This is a genomic window from Bacillus sp. 2D03 (assembly GCF_003946765.1).
GTDB lineage: Bacteria > Bacillota > Bacilli > Bacillales > Bacillaceae_G > Bacillus_A > Bacillus_A cereus.
On the sequence record NZ_RPSJ01000003.1, the window covers coordinates 55,931 to 75,334 of the forward strand.

Below are 19,404 nucleotides of genomic sequence, written 5' to 3' on the forward strand. Positions count from 1 at the left end.
AATTATTATACATAAACAATCACTTCCTAATTTTTATTTACAATCACATAGTATTAATCAATACTCCCCAAGTGCTTAACCAATATCAAATGAGGCTTGTAAATTATAACAAGAGCCATACTAAATAATGTTCTTGAATATTCACTGTACCAAATCTCGAAACACGTGCCACGCTGCTGTTGTCTCATAACCACGTAGCACTGACTTTCCAGCTAGGAGAAACTGTTCTTCAGTCACTTTCGTAATCAATCCTTCTCCAGCATACACATTGCCCTGCTCCGTCTCGATATTCACATCATGTAACTGGTTCGTGGCCACAAATTCACTTACCCCATAATCCACAACATGGAGACTCCAGGTGAGCTTACCCGTAACAACTCCTTCTTGTACCGTCACATACCCATCGTAAAACGGAACATCTACTCCATCGATTTGTAAGTTACGGATTTCTTCAGACGTCATGTTCCTTACTCCCGCAGCCACACGTTCCACGAATTTCAGTTGTTGTTCAATATACGAATCATCTTCTTTCCCGCCACTTACGATCCAATCCTTAATCCGGTTCATCACATCTTCTAAAACGGCCTCCTGTACTTGTGGGGCTAATTCCGTGATACGATCTATATAATTCACTTGTTTCTCTCCTTTACCTCACTACTAAGAACATATATTCCCTAAAAACAGGACTTACATAGTTACCATCTGTTATAATTATCAATGTTGTATTAAATACTAAATTCGAATGGAGATGAAGTAATGACACTAATTGCAGGTATCGTTTTACCTAACGGTATTCTTATTGCCAGTGATACACGTCATAGTATCGAAAAAACCGACGAAATAGATAACGATTATATACGTAAAATTACGATTGTAACCCCTAACTGTATATTAGGAACTTCGGGTTCTGAAAGTTCTTTTTACACCGCTAAAATCCTACGTAACTGCTTATATAATAATGCGCATGCTTTAGATAATATATCTTTACGTAGTTATATACTTAATTTTTATAATGATGTGAATGATTTCCACTCGAAAACTCATATAAATAATCATCCAATAGGTAGCGCTCTTCTAGCTAATTATGATGATGAGAGCAACAGTTTCACATTGTTTTCTGTAAAAAACTACATAGGTCTGACAGAACCCTTTACACATAGCAAAGTTGGAGCAATTGAGCTAATAGGTGCAAACGAAAAAATTCAGGATAAAGCTAAAATCCAAATACAAACTGTATTACAATCACTAACAGAAGATCAGTTAAACGCCACAAATGCGTATGAAAATATCGCACGTCAGTGCCAAACTATTTTTCAGCAAGTTGCTAAGGAACACGTAGGAATCAGTGATAAACTTTACGTCGTTTATTTAACTACTTTACATAAAAAACCTGCCGTTGCTTGTTTTTTACTTGAGGAAAATGGAACGTTACACAATATTGACAGAGAACAAGATGGAGAGATTATAAGCTACACAAGATAACCGCTTATTTTACACCCTTCTTAGCTAAAAACTGCCTTGCGCTATCCGTAAGCCGGTAATAATAAACATGCTCATCATCTTTCGTGAATTGCTCCAATAGACCTAACTGAGAGAGTTGTCCCAGCCACGTATCAAACTGCGTAGTAGGGATTTCTCCTCCTGCCTGGTGCATCGCTCGTAAGATTGCTTCCGAACCTTTCACTCTATACCTCGTAATTTTACGATTTCCAGTGCTTGTTGCTCCGTAAAACCTTCCGAAACAAGTGCATCATAACGTGCTTTATATAATTTAGACATTTCACGCTGCATACGCATTTGCATCGGTAACGCCTTTACAAAATTGTCTAAAATCATTTCCAGTTCGATATTTGTATATTGCTTATTCGGTTCGCTCATTTTATCGCCCCTTCAAACGTGCTTCGATTTCCGCTAATACCTGATCAATCCCTTTAGGACTTAGCACGAGTTTCCCACTAGCTAGTTCAATATTTCCTTCTGAAACCTCGCCTGTAATTTGGCAAGAGTTATTAGGATTATATTTTTGTAGAATAATAGATTCACCATCTACGAAAATCTCCATCGGATCCTTTACCTGGATACCTAATGTACGGCGTAATTCCATTGGAACCACAATTCGTCCTAATGGATCAATGTTACGAATAATACCTGTCGATTTCATTTCTCTTTAGCCCCCTTTTTCGTTGCTGGTACTATCTTGAGTTTCGCGTTACATTTATGGCATTTCGTAAACCGCTTCATGAAGTACGTTTTTCATTTCTTCTTCATGCTTTGTTACATTATCTGAAATCTTGATATGTTGTTCGTGATACGTTATTTCAGCAATTCTTACCTCAACCTTTTCCTTTTCTTCAATCTAACTTTTAGTTATTTCCACATCATAAGGAACACTGCCAATCATTAAGCGTTTTGGTATATTCATATAAAATTATCCTCCTTCAATTTGGAAATTTGGTAAATCTACGATTAAACTCTTATAAATTTTCATTTCGATAAATAGATTATTAGATTCTTCCACCTATATACCGTATAATTGTCACGAAAGGGGTTATATAATGTATAAGTTTTTAGAAGAAAATTGGTCGTCTTTACTTAGATTTGGATTACCTATTGTTATCTCAATGGCATCATTCATCATCTCATTTATTACATATCGTGCTAACAAAAAATCCTTAGATGTTACTTTTGAAAAAGAACTATTTATTATCGATTCTATTAGCACGAAAAATTTTGCTATAGAAAATAAAGATGGTATTTATGTCTGCTTTTTAAAGGTAGTAAATCCTTCCCCCTCAGATATTGCTTACTTCGATTTAGTTGTGATTGATAAACATAAACCTAGCAATAGTATCGGTATTTATAATCAATTAAGTTTAAAAATTTACGATGAAGATATGTCTTACTATAAGTACGAAACACCATATGGTATTGCTAACTTAAATGTACCCCCCTCGAATTATGGCGTATTTAAATCTAATAGCTTTACTCGTTTGGATATCGCATTTACACCCGCACCAGACACTAAAGAGGTTATAATTACGTTTAAAGTAGCTATTAATTCAAGCCGCGTAAATCCGTACGCTAATTATCGTCAAAATTTTAAATATTATGCAATGAAATACCAAATTAGAGATGAGCATATGCATGTTAAACAGATAACTATTTAGCCTTTCTAAACTGGAAGGCTTTTTTACTTATTCTCCACTTCAGCTTTCAATTTATCTCGTAACCACTTATACTCTAAATCCTTTTTATCGATTTTCGCTTGGATCACTTTTGCCTGGTCCTTTGTATAACATTTACGGAAACCGTTGTATAATTTCGAAATTTCTTTCTGCAGCTGTCTCATTTCACGGTTCGAATAATAACTTACAAATTCTGTTTTACAGCTTGGACAAATGAAATAGTGCTTGTCCACACGGTTTGATAATCGCGCTACGAGCATCTGGACACGAAACACGTGCTCACATACTTCACATTTCGCTTTTACGGGTTTCATAGTTTTGGATGCTCCTTTCTTTCAAAGGATTTTTTGTTTGGTTTCTAACAAACTTCATCTTTAATTTTTCTGGTTCTAATGAACCTCTAGACGAATACACCATATACTAATTTAAATACGTTCTAGGAAAGCAGGTGTGTACTATGCCTTCTGTCGTTGGAAATCTTGTCGTTCAAAACAGTAATGGTGCTTTCAATTTAGGGGATTTTTATAACGTATCTCCAAAAGAGAATACAAAATCTTATAATGGTTCAGGGGCATCAAATGTTTCTTTTGTTGTTAATACCTTTAACGGTGTTAGTGCAACGAATACATTTGATTCTGATGTTGCTGATCAAGATCAAGTTATATCAAGTTAAAATTATTTTTTCCCTCTCCCCCTTGAATAAAACTCGATATTCCGTCAATACTGTGCATAGGCGATAGCCAAAACTCATATTAATGAACCTCTATCAGCAGTAGTTCCCTGACCTAAGCAGTTAGCTTTTGCTAGCTGCTCTTTTAATTACACATTTTTGTCTTAACACTCATATATTATTGAGAATTAAAAAATCATTTCATGTATAAAGGGAAAGTATTCTTTTTCATTACTCCACTCCCTCTTTAAATACCACTGTTTGAATAAGGTTTTTAAAGAGGGAATACATTAAAAAAATCTTGGTTACACTGTAAACAGGCTCATGAATAGCCAATTTTACTAATACCCATTCTATGTCTATTACCTTGGGCCGAGCAGTTAGCTTTTGCTAACTGCTCTTTAATTGTAAATAGCACTCAATTAACTGGCCTTACATATAATATTCTGAGTTCCTTTCTTTATAAAATAGTCGTTATAAAATGGATCTCGTCACGAGAGCACTTTACTAAGTGCTCTTTTTGTGTTCCGAATTAATATAAAATGAAATTTTCATTTAATTTTCTTATCTGCTTAATATTTTGATATCTGTTTATACTATAATTGTAACTTTTGGTTACAGCATATATCGGCTACTTCTAAAATTGTACAACGGAGCAGTTAGCTACTTCAGCTAGCTGCTTTGTTGCGTTTAATGGATTTTTTGACTATTTTTGCATATCATTTTTAAAACTGTCTATAATATAGCTGTAACTTGTGGTTACAATTTGCGTTTTCATGTGGGTTACTATGTACAACAGGCAGTTAGCTGATTCAGCTAGCTGCTTTGTTGTGCTTAATAAAGTTTTTATTTAGCTTTCTTGCATAACATTTTCAATTCTGTTCATATTATGAGTTGTAACTTGTAGTTACAACTCATAATATGTACGCTTAGTAAAATTCCTCAGCGCATTACAATGGAGCGGTTAGCTAGATTAGCTAGCTGCTTTGTTGTGTAAAATGAAGTTTTATATAAAGTTTTCTCAACACCTACTATCTGGAAAATAATTACCTTTTATGGTAACGTATTGGTAATCCCATAAAGTTCTATTGTTCCATTAAAAGGGCCCGCACCCCTAATCGGGTCCTTTTTAATGTTTTCTACTCAAATAGCGTTTTTGTTCAAATACTTCACGTCCATAAAAAAATTACATTTGGTATCACATACTCTTTTACATTAAGAGTTTTAGTCAGAAGAGCACTTATATATGGTGCTCTTTTTTGTATGGAATGTGAAATAGAGGCTTACTCTTAAAACCTTTCATGTAATTTTTATAGTTTTTCCTTACACCCATATGTCTGCTTGCTCATAAGTTGTTAAAGTATAAATATGAATTGGCTAGTTAGTTTAAAACGGAGGTGTAAAAATGAGTGAATTTAAAAAGAAATGTCACATCCCCTTTCCATGTGCCTTTCCGTTGCCTCAAATCGGGTCTACTGGATTAACAGGTGCTACTGGGCCTTCGGGACCTACTGGAGCTACCGGACCTTCAGGTGGACCTCCGGGACCTCCAGGACCTCCGGGACCTCCAGGACCTACTGGAATTCAAGGTAATCTGGGACCTACTGGGCCTCAAGGTATTTCTGGACCTCAAGGGATTCCTGGGATTTCTGGATCTATTGGTCCAACTGGACCTACTGGAATTCAAGGTATCCAAGGCATCCAAGGCATTCCTGGCATTCAAGGTCCTATTGGACCGACTGGAATAACGGGGGTCACTGGCATTCAAGGGATTCAAGGCATTCAAGGGATTCCTGGCATTCAAGGCATTCAAGGGATTCCTGGCCCGACCGGCCCTCAAGGGATTCCTGGCATTCCTGGTTCTGTCGGTCCAACTGGACCTTCTGGAGCTGTTGGACCGACCGGCCCTTCCGGTGGACCACCAGGACCAACGGGCCCGACTGGACCTTCCGGGGGACCACCAGGACCAACCGGAGTGACTGGCCCCACTGGACCTACTGGATCACCAGGACCAACCGGACTTCAAGGTATCCAAGGTATCCAAGGCATTCCTGGCCCCACTGGACCTCAAGGAAGTCAAGGGATTCAGGGGATTCAAGGTAATCCAGGGCCTATTGGTCCTATTGGACCCACTGGAATAACTGGGGCGACTGGAATTCAGGGCATCCAAGGTATTCAAGGTAATCCAGGACTTATTGGACCTATCGGCCCGACTGGCCCAACTGGGCTTCAAGGTATCCAAGGTATCCAAGGTATCCAAGGCATTCCTGGGCCTACTGGATTACCAGGAACCGCTGGAACTACCGGACCTACTGGGCCTACCGGTCTTACAGTATCTGGATTATCTCAATACGCTTATATTTTCAATACAGCAGCTCAAGTTGTTGCCTTAGAAGCACCTATTCTTTTTAATTCGAATGGTTTAATGACACCTGGTTTTACTCATACTCCTGGAACTTCTCAGATTATGGTTATTAATGCAGGAGATTATAAGATTTCTTTTTCTGTATCAGGAGTTGAACCTAATCAATTTACGCTCTTTTTAAATGGTGCTCCAGTTACCAACGCAGTTTATGGATCAGGTGCAGGTACTCAGCAAAACAATGGGCAAACAATCCTCTCTTTAGCCGCAGGTGATGTTCTTACCCTTCACAATCATACTTCAGCTGCTGCGGTCACTTTGCAAACTTTGGCAGGTGGAACACAAACAAATGTAAATGCTTCAATTGTAATTGAAAAGTTAGATTAATTTAATCATTTGTTTCTTGAAACTCTGACAGTAAATAACCTGGTGTAGATTCCTTTTTTCAATGAGCAGTTAGTTTTTGCTAGCTGCTTTTTTATATTGATTTAATAATAAAATTTAGGTCTTATTTCTTTTTTTTTTACACCATATACTTCTAACCTAGCCTCAGCTCAAAGTGTTACCTCCTATCTTAAAGAGCACTTATGCATGGTGCTCTTTTTTATTTTGTTTTCTTTTATTTCCGAATAACATTTTCAACTCTGTTCATACTATTTCTGTAACTTAAAGTTACAAACTATTTCTGTAAGCGCAGCTTTTCTTTTGTACAACAAGCAGTTAGTTTTATTAACTAGCTGCTTTGTTGTGCAAAAAAGATTTTGTTTTAAAACAGCACCTATCTAAAAAACATACATAAAATATCTTGGGTATCCTTTTTCAATATTAGTTTTGGTCAGAGAGCACTGTCAAAAGTGCTCTTTTAGTGTATTGCAATGTATCACGTCTTACATACAATAAACATAGATTGTAATGAGCACGCAAGACATAATTTTTATATAATCGCGTACATTTTTTGTACGCGATTTTTATTAAATAAGAATTTTGTTTAATTACTATTAACGTTTTAGACTTCCTTGAATACATTAATATCACAAGAAATTCTATATGGTGCTCTGGTCCAGTTACCTTGAGTTTCTTGCAGACCTTGTGTGAAGAATCCGTTTATAACAAACGGGTTCTTTTATTTTGGGTTATAAAATAACTATTTTATTAAAAATCTTTAATGAGCTAATCCTTACAATTTTGTAATACTAATGTCACTGAAATCAATTTTTTCACTATAAACTCTTTACTATAATTTTCCTTATAAAGTTATAAACACACAGTAAGGAGCGACTTAAAAATGTCTTTTTCTCAATTAAATATTGATACTTTTCGAGCAATCAATGATTTAGGGAAGTCATATTCATCCCTAAACTCAACTATGGTATTTGTGGCGGAATATATGGTGTATTTTTTAGGTTTAATTATTATGGCTTATTGGTTTACTCAATCTAGAAAAAACAAAATGATGATTATTCAAGCGATGGTTGCTTTCGTAACTGCTGAAATAATTGGAAAATTAGCAGGGAATTTGCATTTGAATTATCAACCATTTGCAGTATTACCTAATGTTAATAAACTTGTCGATCATGCAGTAGATAATTCATTTCCTAGCGACCATACGATTCTATTTTTTTCAATTTGTTTTTCATTCTGGCTTATTCGTAAAAAGGCTAGATGGTTATGGCTTGTACTTGCATTCTGCGTAGCTATTTCTCGTATTTGGGTAGGAGTTCATTATCCTTTCGATGTCATAACAGGAGCTTTAATAGGAATTATTTCAGCGCTATTTTCATATTGGTTAACACCGAAAATTACATTCATTAAACAATTGCTTAATCTTTACGAAAAAATAGAACAAAATGTAATACCATCCAAAAACAAGTCAAAAAACTTTTGATTAATCTCACAAAGCTAAAAAGATTACATATATTACCGAGTATTTTTCAATATTGTCTTGATCGAAGAGCGCTCCCCTGGGTGCTCTTTAATTTTAAAATAACGCTTTTATTAAAAAACGAACATTCAACTTAAATCGCAGCTGACAATCCAATCCAAATTCCGAACATTAATACTCTTCACTAATATTGTTTGCTTCCATCCAGTTTTCACGTTCTGCGCATGCAATCATCTCTTGCTCCGCTTCAATTTCTAGGCGTTCTTGTTCGTTCCATTCTCTCACCATATTTCTTACCTACTTTTCTTATAAAATTCAAATTTGATCTCTATCAAAATCTTCAATACCATGTAAAGTTTACGTAAAGATTGCTATGATTCAGCCTGTCAACCTCAGAAACGTTATATAATGAATTTGCAAACACCTGGTTTGCGCACAAGTACCTTTCTGTACGACATAACTCTTTTGCTAGGAGAAATCCTAGCCTTTTTTATTTGAGATCTAAAACATGGGGTTCTCAGGCTTTATCACCATTTTCGCTCTAAATCGATACCCCTTACTTTCTAAGTAACCAACAAGTGTTAATGCGCTTTTCCCAAACCTTTCTGCAATTGCATCTACCGTGTAACCTTTTTCAAATAGGTCTAAACTAATTTGTATTTCATTTTCTGTATAAGATGCTTGGCTTTCTACAGGTCTCTCGAAGATTCCAAGCTCCTCCAGTTTTTTCTTTATTGCACTTTCTGTTCGCTGGAGACGTTTCGCGATATACAAATACGTATAACAATTCGCTTTGACCATACTTTTTAGTAACAATTCATCTTGTTTGGTCCAAGGCTCCCTTTCTTTTTTCCTTCTATACGCATCCGCATCACGTTTCTCTTTCATCCATTCTGGTTCAGGTCCTAAAATCCCATATTCAACCTTTGAAAAATCAACTACCTGCTTATGTCGTTTTAACCAGTCCCAGAAATCCTTATAGTAAACAACTTTTACTTTTTGTGTTTTTACAAACAACTTTAGCCTTATAGGAAATGCGAACCTTTTATACCACGATTCAATTGTTTTATAACTTACTTGTAATACATCTGCTAGTTGGAGCACTGTAAGCCCATTGAAGTGTAGGCGGGGATCACTTAACCCTATACGATTCGCTTTTAGTTTTATGGCATTTACAGTGCGATCTAACTTCTTTGCAATACTTTTAATGCTATATGTCCCCCAGGAATCCTCGAGATACGCTACCTCTTCTTTTGTCCAAAGAATAACTTTCCCCACCATTTCGCCTCCTTTTAGTACCCGGATGCCTGACGATCATGATTGATTTTATTTTTTTCGATATATGCGTTGTAAATTTCAATAGCCGAAAATCCAAGCGCTGCACCTAAGTAAGCCAGGTCATTCATCAAGGTCATGTAATGTGCTGCAGTCCATAATTTGTTTTCATATAAATCGTTAAACACATCGATAATTTCTGTTTTTGTATTTCCTTTGCTATTACGCACTACAAAGGCATCGATATATTTATTCCATTCACGTTCTAATCCAATCGATAAAGCAAAGTGAAGTGCGTCAACAAATTCGTCTAATAACGGATTGTAGTACTCCTTATCTTCTTCCATCATTTGACCCTTGTTACGTACACCTTTTGTAATCGGCTTGTTATTTTCACTCCAAAACTTATGACCGCGCCACACATGAAGTAACTCACTTAACTCGTCACGAAATGATAATTTCTTTTCTTGAAACAAGGACACGTTTTGCAAGCTACGTTTTTCTACAATCTTGTTATCAAGATCTTTTTGAAGCTGGAATAAATGAATGATGTTCATTGTTTTGCACGCTCCCCTTTTTTAAACAAATCTATAAAACTTCTCACCATTCTTTCTACACTGGCACCAGTTAAGGAATTAACAAAGGGTGCAGTTTCTGCAAATTTTAAAGAGTCCTTTTCAGGTATTCCCGCACAAATCAACTTTTCTTTTACAGCTTCAATGATTTTTACTCTTTTCTCGTTCTTACTATTGAACTGAGCCTCCACGACCTTTACAGCCTCATCCTTATAGCAACCATGCTTTTCCATGTAGTAATACACTTCTTTCCAGAACTCGTTGTCTTTTACTACTGTCATCTCAATCGCCCCCTTCTTATCTAACAATTACAAAGCTAACAATGACCGCTACCAACATATAAGAAACAAATAACGAAATAGACTTTTTACGTGAATTTTTAAACTGTTCCCGTAATTCGTTATTTTCTTTCAATACACGTTTTGCGTAATTGTCTTTCACTTTCACCTGAGACTTGTATAAGTCAACTTCTAACTGTAAATCACGATTCTCTTGCATCACATCTTTTAATTGTTGCTCCGAATTGTCCAAGTACACTACCGCCTTTCGTAGCTCACCTTTTGCTACTTTCCTTTTTTGCCTAACCATTTCACGTTTTAATTTTTCTAGTTTCCGATCACTTTTCCGATTTTCGTACCCCTTCCCTTGCTGTCTACCACCCACAATCGCACATCCTTCCTACAGCTTTTTATTTTCTTAAATGCTCTAAAAATAGTTCATTAAAATTCTCGTTTTCTAGTTCCTCCAATCGCTTCTGTACACGTTCTAAACGTACTGGCCCCAAACCTAAGACCTCTTTTACTGCACGTAATGCTAATGTTCGACCATCTTTATACGATAAAAGGGATACTTGCTGTACTTCACCCCTGTGAAAACTTTGCCGCTCCCTTGTTCTCTTTCTCTCACGTTCACTCGCTCGGCGTTGTTGACGGTTCAAGGCGTTCATCGTCTTCCCTCCATTTTTTAAAGCAACTGCTGAATAGTAATTCTGCGTATGGATCTTGTGGTACTGGGTCTAGCACACCAGTCTTTTTATCTTTTCTTAATGAACTTACTACCCAAACCATGTTGTACGGTTCTCCAGCAATACTTCCTACAATTCTTGCCGGCTTTACACGTGGTAATGCTGTTGCATGACGCTTCGCAAATAATGATTTACGCGGTCCCTCTCCTCTTCCCACATGCTATTCCTCCCTTTGTTTAAGCCAGGACTCAACACTCATTTTCTCGCCCCATCGATAACCTACACTTCCTTCTGCCTCAATCGGAACTGGAAATCCTGGTACTGGAGGTTGCTCCATAACTTGTTTAATTTGTTTTTCTACTGCAACTACAATTTCCGGATCATCATCTATTTCAAAAATGATTTCATCGTGAATTTGTGCAATCATATCGGCACTACCATGAGCAAGTACACCTTCTTGTTTACCAATAGATTCATAAATTTCATTTTGTACTTTCTTCATAATGTCAGCCGCACTACCTTGCACTGGTGTATTCGCTGCTTGTCTTTCAGCTGAGCCACGATCTCTTCTATTCGCGCTGTTAATGCCAGGTAGTAATCTCATATATCCATAAATCGTTTGTACATAGCCTTGCTCCCGTGCTTCTAAAACAATCTTGCGTTGATACTCTGGTATGCGTTTGTACGCTGTTTTAACAGCATTTACAATCTGCGCACATTCATCTAATGTTTTACGAATCATGTACTTCGTTTTAAATGTGAACTGTAAAGCGTGTTCCGTACCGCCATAAGAAATACCGAAGTTGCCCGCCTTGGCATCTGTACGTTCTTTCTTTACAATTTCAGCCTCAGACTTTCCAGTCATTACAGATGCGGTTCTACGGTGCATATCGCCACCTGTGTTAAATAACTCAATCATGACCTCATCGCCTGATTTCCATGCCATTAAGCGAAGCTCGAACCCTGAGAAGTCAATGAAGAATAATATCTTTCCTGGTTTAGGTACAAAGAAGTTTCTTATCTTAAACTCATCATTATCTGGTCTCGGTACGTTTTGTCCGTTCGGATTAAAGCTGTTTAAGCGTCCTGTTTCTGTGAATGGACTGTACCCTGCATGGATCCGTCCACTCATAAAGTTCAAGTACTTTTCACGTCCTATGATGTGCGAAGAAAGTAATGTCGTGTATTTTTGTATTTTCTTTAGCTGGTCAATAACTTCTAGTGCCTGTTCTTTATAAGGATGCGGTTCACGTTTTGCGATACGAATCGCTCCGCGTTCTAGCTTATCTAAAGTAGGATCCTTTTCCGGATCGATATTCTCCCAATTTTCAGGTAATGAAACACCGAGGTATTTTTCCTCGTCGATATCGTTCAGCTTGTTTTCAAGCATAAATGCCATATCGATAAGCGCCTCTTGATCAAGACTCGCGCCTGTTTTTCCATATTTGGCAATCGGTATTTTTAAGTAATCAAACATTAAGCTTTTCACTTCGTTCGTTTTACCTGATTTACCGGTATTTATATCAATATTGAACGTTTCTTTCGCGATTTGTTTAATACGTTCAGCCGCTTGCTCTTGCATAATTTCCGCTTCTTGTTTCTTTTGCGTTGCAAGGTTTGGATCCCAATTCATTCCCCAATATTCCATAAGGCCGATAGCACGTGTGAATGACATTTCAATCTTATGAAGCCATTCCTCATATCGCGGAATTTGAGCTGCAATTTGAGACCAATATTCGTAATGCTGCACAGCATAATCCGAGTCTTCGGCGGAGTAAAGCAGCCCTTCACCTTTACTCGCATCAATTTCGTCAAAGAAATTGACCTTGTATTTCTTTAAAAGGGCTGAAAAGTCGTTCATCGTTACACCAAAAATGTGTTTCGTAGCTGGTTTTAAACCCCATCCGCTTGTAGGTTTTTTCGGGTTATTAATCTTTTGAGGTGCTGCGATTTGTAAACACCGTACCCACATAATCAATGGATCTGCTACTTTTCCTAAAATGTATTTACCGTACTTCGCTGCATATTTCGTTTCAAAAGACAAATTGACCGCAATCTTTAATACCTTTTCATTTTTAAATAGGTATTCATCAAGCAAATCTAGAACCAATTTCCTAGCTTCATCTCTATCCATACTTGGTTCAAATACTTGGCCAACTTTATGTGAGATTGGAACAACTCTTGACTCGTGTGCCGTCGCTGACAGCGATACCGTACAAATCTCACCTTGCCACGGATCCAATGGTGTTTTTAAATACGCTTTTTCTAAGCTCTCACTTCGGCTTTCCGCTTCTTTATCATCGATAATCCCTGTAGTACGTGCTTCTTCTATATCTTCAAACGCCTTTTTATAATGCACTCTAATTTCTTTGCTTGCTGCAGTCTCCCAGTCGAATCCTACTCTACCTGTTTGTATACAACGTTCTAAGTATTTCTTTAACTCTGAGACTGTAAGAATCGCTTTATAATCTTTCACTTGCTGCGGTTCCACTTTTGGCCAAACAATATCGAATTGTCCCGGCCTCTTCTTTTTTTCCATCTCTACCGCTAACTTTGATTCTTTTACCGGTACCTGTTTTTTACTACTTGCTAATGTTCTCGGTTTCCCGAATAAACTTCCAAGTTTCATATTTTCACTTCCAGTCATATTTATAGAGCTTGTCCATATAATTAGTAGTACTCATCTTGTATATGATCAAAGAGACCTTTCTTCATGCAATACGCAATGTATGCATTAAAGCGCGGCGTTTTGCGATAGCCACCACTTGTTAAAAGGATCATCCTCATTTTCGCTAATTGATTTACGATTGCTTTCGCTTCTTCTTTATCGATAGACAGCATTGCCTCAACATCACCAAGTCGTAAATACTTCTGCTGAGCGAACAGTTTGATAAACTCATAGAATTTCATTTCGCCTGTTAACGTATCGATTTTCTTAAGATCTGCCGTAAACTTCTGGTATCTTTCTTCTGTCATTTCTTCCTCTTTTATTGCTAAACGAGCATAGTAATTTAAGCCGCAACCTGGAGCATTGTATAAAGCTTTTAAATACTCCCCAATAAACTCAACATGTCCCGGCCAAACTTGAATTCTTTCACCTGATTCATCAACTGAATGTGTAAGAGCTGCAAGTGCAACTGCTAATCTTGCTACTTTATTCCGCTGATCTGAAGGAGAAACAAGTGGTATGTCATTCGCATTCCCATATACTTTCGCAAGGTCTGTCGCAACCTCCAGTACTTTATCAATCGTACCGTCTGTAAATAACACGTCCTCCGGCTTACGTGACCAAGCATATAAAATGTTATTTTTCAAAGTATCCTTCTGTATAATCGATGGGTACGTAGCAAGTGTTTGGTTGTACAATTCAGGATCCACATCACTCGCTCTCATAAAGACTGCAAAGTCAAAACGACGTATATCCTCGTTATTAAAAATATCTTTTAAACTTTCTGCGCCTTGAGAGTAATCAGCAAGTCGTTTCCCTTTCGGTACGTTCCCTGACATGATGGCACGTACTCTACAAGGTGTTTCAGCTGTTACAGCTCGTTTTACTTCTAGCTTTCCATCAGAACGGGCAAGTGTCATTTCACCGTAATCGTCTTTTGTAATACCTGTATCTTCATCGATCCAAATCATTTCTTTGTCCGCTAACGGCCACGCACCCCAAACGATATACCATGCGCCTTGAGCACCTGACTGTTCCATCTTGTACGTTAGACCTGTACGAGACGTACTTTCCGCATTCACTCGTGTCCCAAGTCCTGAATATTTCATTACCTTTTCAATGAGCGCCGACTTACCGGTACCTGTATCACCAACAATTTTCAATTCCACCCATCCGCGTAACGGATTTAAATCCCAAGGTACTTTAAAACGTAAAACACTATGAAGTGTTAGCAATACTGCAAGTAATGTCTCATCACGTTCTACGATGTGTGTTACGTTGTACGTTAAATCGTTACAAATTGCTCCTAGTTTTTGTTCAATTGATTCTGCTGTATAATCAGCCGGCTGAAATGTTGCTAAATCTTCTTTCACTTGTTCATTTAGCTCAAAACTTTCAACCACATCCTGAAGTGGTACCGCACTCTTTACAAGTAGTGTTGACTCCTGATTCTTTGGATGTGGGTATACATAACCTGTTAATTCATAGTACTTATTCTCACTTACGTTTAGTCCATTTACGGCGTACACTTTTCGTAGTACATAATTCCCTTTATGCTGCTCTTGCTTTTCGTCATCTTCTTCAGCCATCGGGATTACAAGCAATTCTTCAACGTTCATGTTTTCTAAAATATCGGTATTGTATTTCGGACAATTTGGAATGCCTGATATTTCTCGTAAAATGCCTTTTATATTATCGTCACCTACGCCTGTCATTTGAATAACTTCCCGATCACTTACGCCCAGGTCTTTATATCCTGTATGTGTATGGATGTCGTATAGAGGGCAATGTACCTTTTTACAACTTTCTCTGCCCCAGCAATGGTACTCAATGTTTTTCGGAATGATGTAAGGTGTATGCTTTTTCCCTGCAACCATGACACGTGTTTTTACAAGCTTTCCAGTAAGATCCGCATTGCCTGTCTCTGCTAAATGAAGTAACTTTGCATTTTCTTCTTCCTCAGCATTCTTCTTAATGCAATGACACATATCACCTGCACATGCTACACGTTCATAATCTTTGCTTCCTGGTTTCTTTTCGCCATGTAGTGAACGAATAAACGCGCAACCAAATTTGTATGTATTATCACCGCTGTATACCGCATCGATAACACTTCTCGTATTCGCAACACGTTGTTGCTTACCATACTCGTTATCCTCAGATGTAAATTTAAGCACCCAGTCTTCCAGCTCTTTCATTGTTTCTTCTCTCGTGTAACCAGCGTCTTTGAAGTAACATGCAAGCTGTACTGTTGCCTGGTTCCGGTCACCGTCTTTTTTCCATCCACCATTTAAAATATCAACTACACATGCCGGTGGTTTATCTTTCTTAAACTGGAATTCTTCTTTCGCATACTTACGAGCACTCGTTGCTGCAGCTTGTTCATATTCTTCTGTCTTATTTATTAGTAAATACCCCGTACGGGGTCTGTATTTCATTGCCTTTTTACGTTCTTCTGCCGTATAAGGTAGATCGTCAGCGTGTCTTGGCGATTTCGCTAAATCTTTAATTTCTTCCAGAGTTAATTTGTTTAACTCATTTACACTAATTTCTGTTTTAAATAGGTTTGTTTTTTGATGCATACTGTTCGGTAAACGAATCATCCGCTTTTCTGTATACACCACAAGGTCTAGTGACGTGAGTCCTAGTCTATGTACTAAGTACCCAGCCATATGTTTGAAGATTTTATGAAGGTCGTTTCTCGGTTCAATACCGAGCGCATCGGAGCTTATTAAGATGTGGAACCCTTTTGATCCAGAAAAGTAAATCCACATATCCGATTCACGAATATCCATTTCTTTCGTAAAAAATTCCACCAGCTTTATCGCATCTTTTTGGCTGACTGATGGGTCTTCCGCATGGTCAAGGTCAAAATATAGGGGAGCAATAAATGCCTCCCCCTTTACTTTTGTGTCGTTCGCAAATCGTTGAACTGTAGCAAAACAATTGAAATTGAATGCCTCTCCCGTTTGGAATTGCTTCACTTCAGAGGAAGGGATTCGTTTCCACGGAATGCTTCTACCGTTCTGATTGCTGTACCATGCGTCTACATATTGATACTCACTTGTTTTATCTTTCTTTTTTGCCATTTGTAGACGCCCTCCTTAATTATTCTGAAGCTTGTTCTGTGTCTTCTACGTTAATTCCGTAATCTTCTGGTTTAAATACACCAACAGGTTGGAAGTCGATACCGATCCATTGGTTACTAGCGTTTGTACGACTTTTACGTTCTGTTGTTACTAAGCGTGTAACAATTTTATTGACACCTAATTTAGACGGAACACCTAGAGCTTTATATTTCCCTGTATACACATTCATCGCAAAACGACCGAAAATAATTGTGTCTGTTGGGCTAAAGCTCATTAAGTAGATAAGAGGGAAGTCGTCTGGGCTTAACGTTGATACTGGAACAACTGACGCCATATAGCGAAGTTGAATATCATCTAATTCATAACGTTCTTCTGCTTGAGGGTTTTCAGCTAGCCACTGATTGAATACTACTTCAGCTTCTTCTTTTGTTTTCTCAGCTACAATCAATTGACCATCTTCTGGTGAATTTTCTTTTCCCCATACAGACCAACGTTGTTCACCATATCCAATTACTACGTCAATACTGTCACCATAGATCACATTTTCATCATCTTTTTCAATGAAATTACCTTTCGCATTTATCGTTAACCATTCACCCATACGGACAAAGTCCATATCAAGACCGTTATTCGCTTCAACGAATCCCTGCTTTGTTTCTTCTAAAATTGCTGAAATATAATTGCTACCGCTGTTTGTTTTCGCCACCGCGTTATTTTTTACCACTACTTCATTTTGATTTGTCTCTTGTGTCATGAATTTTTCCTCCCGCGCCCCTGTAGGCCATGTTTTTTCCATGCTTTACGTTTTGCTTGGCTTTTCTTTTTTCGATAAGTTACTTTTCTGTTATACGAAATCTCGTAATCTTTCGAATCGTATTCCGGAACCTCAACTATTATCGGGATTCCTCGTTGAAGGAATACACTTTTACCGGACCCTCTTGCAAACACCCTTATCACTTTTTTAACGATTTTTTGACCTGTTTCTTTCAAACCCACTTACTTCACCTCTTTCGCTGAAGCAATTAGTTCTGTGATTTCATAAAGCTCACCCACATATTCGTACTTTTCCATCGTTATCACCCCTTTCACCAAGGCATATCATTTAAGAAGTCAGCCACTGTATCGCGTTCTGTTTTCGGCTTTCTTGGTACCGTTAACCCGATTCTGCTGTATAGTATACTTTCCTACGGCTGTGATATTGGTCCTTAAATACTCCAACATTGTAGTCAACGTAATCGAACCAGTATGCTTCTTTATCCGGATTGTTCCGATCTGGACGCATGATACGTCCAATTTCTTGCTCTACTGATGAACCACTATTACTCTCACGGGAGTCACCACGTTTCGGCATTACCATGTGACCAACTACTAAATGCTGCATGTCCAGTCCTTCACGCGCTAACTGAGTGGCAAATAAAATATCTACTTCTTTTCGGTCGCAAGCTTCTAAAATGTCTTTACGTTGTTGTTTTGTTACTTGCCATTCACGAATTTCTTTTTCTGAATACTGAGCAACCTTTACCTGCCAACCGTACTTACCTTGCTTTTTATCTACCGCATGACCACTATTGATAAGCTGTTGTGCATGTTTTTCGCTTTTTGCTTTTCTCCAGGTATAACGACTAATACCTCCGTGTACTACAGCTGTTCTAACATCGATACCAAATCTTGCTTTTGCCATTCGTTTTACGAGTTCTTCAAGTACGAAACAGTAGCGAACTGATTCTGTTATAACAATAGATGGCCCTAAACTTGCAGACTCAACAATATTCTCAGCAACTAACTTCGCACGCTTTTTATCAGAAATGAGGTGCCTTATTAGATCTGTGTAATCAAGATCTTCTCCACCAGCATCCACACTATCAATCTCGTTACGGTTACTTGCCGTCTCGTAATTGAACTCGGTATATACGAATTTCACTGTCGGTTTTATCAGTCTCCCAGCTTCATACATTCCGTCTCTGCTAATCTCATACACTTTTGGACCTACACCGTTGTACATATAGATTTCTAATCCATCTTTTCGGGAAGGTGTTGCGGTGAGACCGATCACATTTTCAGCCGTTAACTTCCCAGCCGTTTCAATGAATTGTATTGCCGGAAAGTGATGGGCTTCATCCACTACTACCGTCCCGATAAAATCATTTAGTGCATCGATTATTTGTGGATTTCGCTGCAAGGTTTGCACTGTAGCAACAATTAGTTTACCGTCTCCCCAATCATGTACACCGTCACCGAAAAAGCCGATACGACCGATACCAGGCATTGTATCCTTAGCTCGCTTTGCGGATTGATACATTAAGTCTTTTGTATGCGTAAGCCATAATGCTGCTTTACCCTTTTCGTAAATGTAGCGCATGCCCATTACGGTTTTACCTGAACCAGCCGGTGCTACACCTATTCCGTTTTCTTGCATAAGTGCTTCAACCATCGGTGTCTGGTCCTCTTTTAATACAAACCCGTCATCCCATTCCCCGAAACTAACATCTCGGGCATATGAAATCTGTGAGGTAATAACTTTACTTGGGTCGTAACCTAAGTTTTTCAGTACCTCTTCTAGCTTTGACAAGAAACCTCGAGGCGTAACAATATCGCCTCTGTCATGTACAAACAATTCAAGTTTTGCTTGTACACCCCATGTAGGTCTACGTTGCTTTTTTGCTTTCAAATACGCTGGATTATCAAATGTTAGCGCCTTAGTAATTGCCGCCTTAAGAGGTGTACTAGCACCTCT

The 19,404-nt window shown here is 38.0% G+C and carries 20 protein-coding genes and 2 pseudogenes; 5 read left to right on the forward strand and 17 right to left on the reverse strand.

Features of this window, described 5'->3' with window-relative positions; translation table 11 throughout:
- Nucleotides 1-141 precede the first annotated feature (141 nt).
- Complete coding sequence (locus EBQ15_RS08505; protein ID WP_033682833.1) at nt 142-462, reverse strand: hypothetical protein; 321 nt, start codon at nt 460-462, stop codon at nt 142-144.
- 75 nt (nt 463-537) lie between these two features.
- A pseudogene (locus EBQ15_RS31860) lies at nt 538-633 on the reverse strand (DUF6877 family protein); the annotation flags it as partial.
- Between the two features lie 123 nt (nt 634-756).
- Here EBQ15_RS31860 and EBQ15_RS08515 point away from each other — a divergent pair.
- A complete protein-coding gene (locus EBQ15_RS08515) occupies nt 757-1,482 on the forward strand; it encodes an Ntn hydrolase family protein (RefSeq protein ID WP_000172503.1) in 726 nt (241 codons plus the stop codon).
- A gap of 4 nt (nt 1,483-1,486) precedes the next feature.
- On the opposite strand, the gene EBQ15_RS08520 is transcribed toward EBQ15_RS08515, so the two are convergent.
- Genes EBQ15_RS08520 through EBQ15_RS08530 form a run of 3 tightly spaced genes read right to left on the reverse strand, consistent with a single transcriptional unit; the run spans nt 1,487 to nt 2,161 of the window.
- Complete coding sequence (locus tag EBQ15_RS08520) at nt 1,487-1,654, reverse strand: hypothetical protein (protein WP_001999813.1); 168 nt, start codon at nt 1,652-1,654, stop codon at nt 1,487-1,489.
- 26 nt (nt 1,655-1,680) lie between these two features.
- On the reverse strand, nt 1,681-1,878 hold the full coding sequence (locus EBQ15_RS08525) for a hypothetical protein (RefSeq protein WP_001294614.1): 198 nt from the start codon (nt 1,876-1,878) through the stop codon (nt 1,681-1,683).
- A 1-nt stretch (nt 1,879) separates the two neighbouring features.
- Nucleotides 1,880-2,161: an AbrB/MazE/SpoVT family DNA-binding domain-containing protein gene (locus EBQ15_RS08530; protein ID WP_000843026.1), complete on the reverse strand. Its 282-nt coding sequence runs from the start codon at nt 2,159-2,161 to the stop codon at nt 1,880-1,882.
- A 394-nt stretch (nt 2,162-2,555) separates the two neighbouring features.
- Here EBQ15_RS08530 and EBQ15_RS08540 point away from each other — a divergent pair, with 394 nt between their 5' ends.
- On the forward strand, nt 2,556-3,167 hold the full coding sequence (locus EBQ15_RS08540; protein WP_000276397.1) for a hypothetical protein: 612 nt from the start codon (nt 2,556-2,558) through the stop codon (nt 3,165-3,167).
- A gap of 23 nt (nt 3,168-3,190) precedes the next feature.
- Here the strand turns inward: EBQ15_RS08540 and EBQ15_RS08545 are convergent, their stop codons facing one another.
- Nucleotides 3,191-3,499, reverse strand: a complete 309-nt coding sequence (locus tag EBQ15_RS08545; RefSeq protein WP_000805622.1) for a hypothetical protein — start codon at nt 3,497-3,499, stop codon at nt 3,191-3,193.
- Nucleotides 3,500-3,642: 143 nt separating this feature from the next.
- Here EBQ15_RS08545 and gerPF point away from each other — a divergent pair, with 143 nt between their 5' ends.
- From gerPF to EBQ15_RS08565, 3 genes are all read left to right on the forward strand, one after another.
- Nucleotides 3,643-3,858 (forward strand): spore germination protein GerPF, encoded by a 216-nt coding sequence (gene gerPF, locus EBQ15_RS08550; RefSeq protein ID WP_001141564.1) that lies wholly within the window; start codon nt 3,643-3,645, stop codon nt 3,856-3,858.
- 1,402 nt (nt 3,859-5,260) lie between these two features.
- Complete coding sequence (locus tag EBQ15_RS08555) at nt 5,261-6,604, forward strand: BclA C-terminal domain-containing protein (protein WP_001288629.1); 1,344 nt, start codon at nt 5,261-5,263, stop codon at nt 6,602-6,604.
- A gap of 898 nt (nt 6,605-7,502) precedes the next feature.
- Nucleotides 7,503-8,102 (forward strand): undecaprenyl-diphosphatase, encoded by a 600-nt coding sequence (locus EBQ15_RS08565; protein ID WP_000010619.1) that lies wholly within the window; start codon nt 7,503-7,505, stop codon nt 8,100-8,102.
- Between the two features lie 498 nt (nt 8,103-8,600).
- On the opposite strand, the gene EBQ15_RS08570 is transcribed toward EBQ15_RS08565, so the two are convergent.
- The 11 genes and pseudogenes from EBQ15_RS08570 to EBQ15_RS08620 all read right to left on the reverse strand — a co-directional run bounded on the left by EBQ15_RS08570 (nt 8,601) and on the right by EBQ15_RS08620 (nt 19,338).
- The gene (locus EBQ15_RS08570) at nt 8,601-9,380 is read right to left on the reverse strand and encodes a hypothetical protein (RefSeq protein ID WP_001999808.1); all 780 of its coding nucleotides are present in this window, start codon (nt 9,378-9,380) and stop codon (nt 8,601-8,603) included.
- 11 nt (nt 9,381-9,391) lie between these two features.
- Nucleotides 9,392-9,931, reverse strand: coding sequence for a dUTP diphosphatase (locus tag EBQ15_RS08575; protein ID WP_001021292.1), 540 nt, complete (start codon nt 9,929-9,931; stop codon nt 9,392-9,394).
- Nucleotides 9,928-10,230: a hypothetical protein gene (locus EBQ15_RS08580; protein ID WP_000219343.1), complete on the reverse strand. Its 303-nt coding sequence runs from the start codon at nt 10,228-10,230 to the stop codon at nt 9,928-9,930. The genes EBQ15_RS08575 and EBQ15_RS08580 overlap by 4 nt, the downstream gene beginning before the upstream one ends.
- Nucleotides 10,231-10,246: 16 nt before the next feature.
- A complete protein-coding gene (locus tag EBQ15_RS08585) occupies nt 10,247-10,612 on the reverse strand; it encodes a hypothetical protein (protein ID WP_000509445.1) in 366 nt (121 codons plus the stop codon).
- Between the two features lie 25 nt (nt 10,613-10,637).
- A complete protein-coding gene (locus tag EBQ15_RS08590; RefSeq protein WP_000993003.1) occupies nt 10,638-10,895 on the reverse strand; it encodes a hypothetical protein in 258 nt (85 codons plus the stop codon).
- Nucleotides 10,858-11,130: a hypothetical protein gene (locus EBQ15_RS08595; RefSeq protein ID WP_000532403.1), complete on the reverse strand. Its 273-nt coding sequence runs from the start codon at nt 11,128-11,130 to the stop codon at nt 10,858-10,860. Before EBQ15_RS08595 ends, EBQ15_RS08590 begins: the two co-directional genes overlap by 38 nt.
- Before the next feature lie 3 nt (nt 11,131-11,133).
- The gene (locus EBQ15_RS08600; RefSeq protein WP_001999806.1) at nt 11,134-13,560 is read right to left on the reverse strand and encodes a bifunctional 3'-5' exonuclease/DNA polymerase; all 2,427 of its coding nucleotides are present in this window, start codon (nt 13,558-13,560) and stop codon (nt 11,134-11,136) included.
- A 23-nt stretch (nt 13,561-13,583) separates the two neighbouring features.
- Nucleotides 13,584-16,670, reverse strand: coding sequence for a DNA primase small subunit domain-containing protein (locus EBQ15_RS08605; protein ID WP_001074795.1), 3,087 nt, complete (start codon nt 16,668-16,670; stop codon nt 13,584-13,586).
- Nucleotides 16,671-16,689: 19 nt separating this feature from the next.
- Nucleotides 16,690-17,424, reverse strand: a complete 735-nt coding sequence (locus EBQ15_RS08610) for a hypothetical protein (RefSeq protein ID WP_000191308.1) — start codon at nt 17,422-17,424, stop codon at nt 16,690-16,692.
- On the reverse strand, nt 17,421-17,666 hold the full coding sequence (locus EBQ15_RS08615) for a hypothetical protein (protein ID WP_000523225.1): 246 nt from the start codon (nt 17,664-17,666) through the stop codon (nt 17,421-17,423). The genes EBQ15_RS08610 and EBQ15_RS08615 overlap by 4 nt, the downstream gene beginning before the upstream one ends.
- 89 nt (nt 17,667-17,755) lie before the next feature.
- Nucleotides 17,756-19,338 (reverse strand): annotated as a pseudogene (locus tag EBQ15_RS08620) (DEAD/DEAH box helicase).
- Between the last annotated feature and the right edge of the window lie 66 nt (nt 19,339-19,404).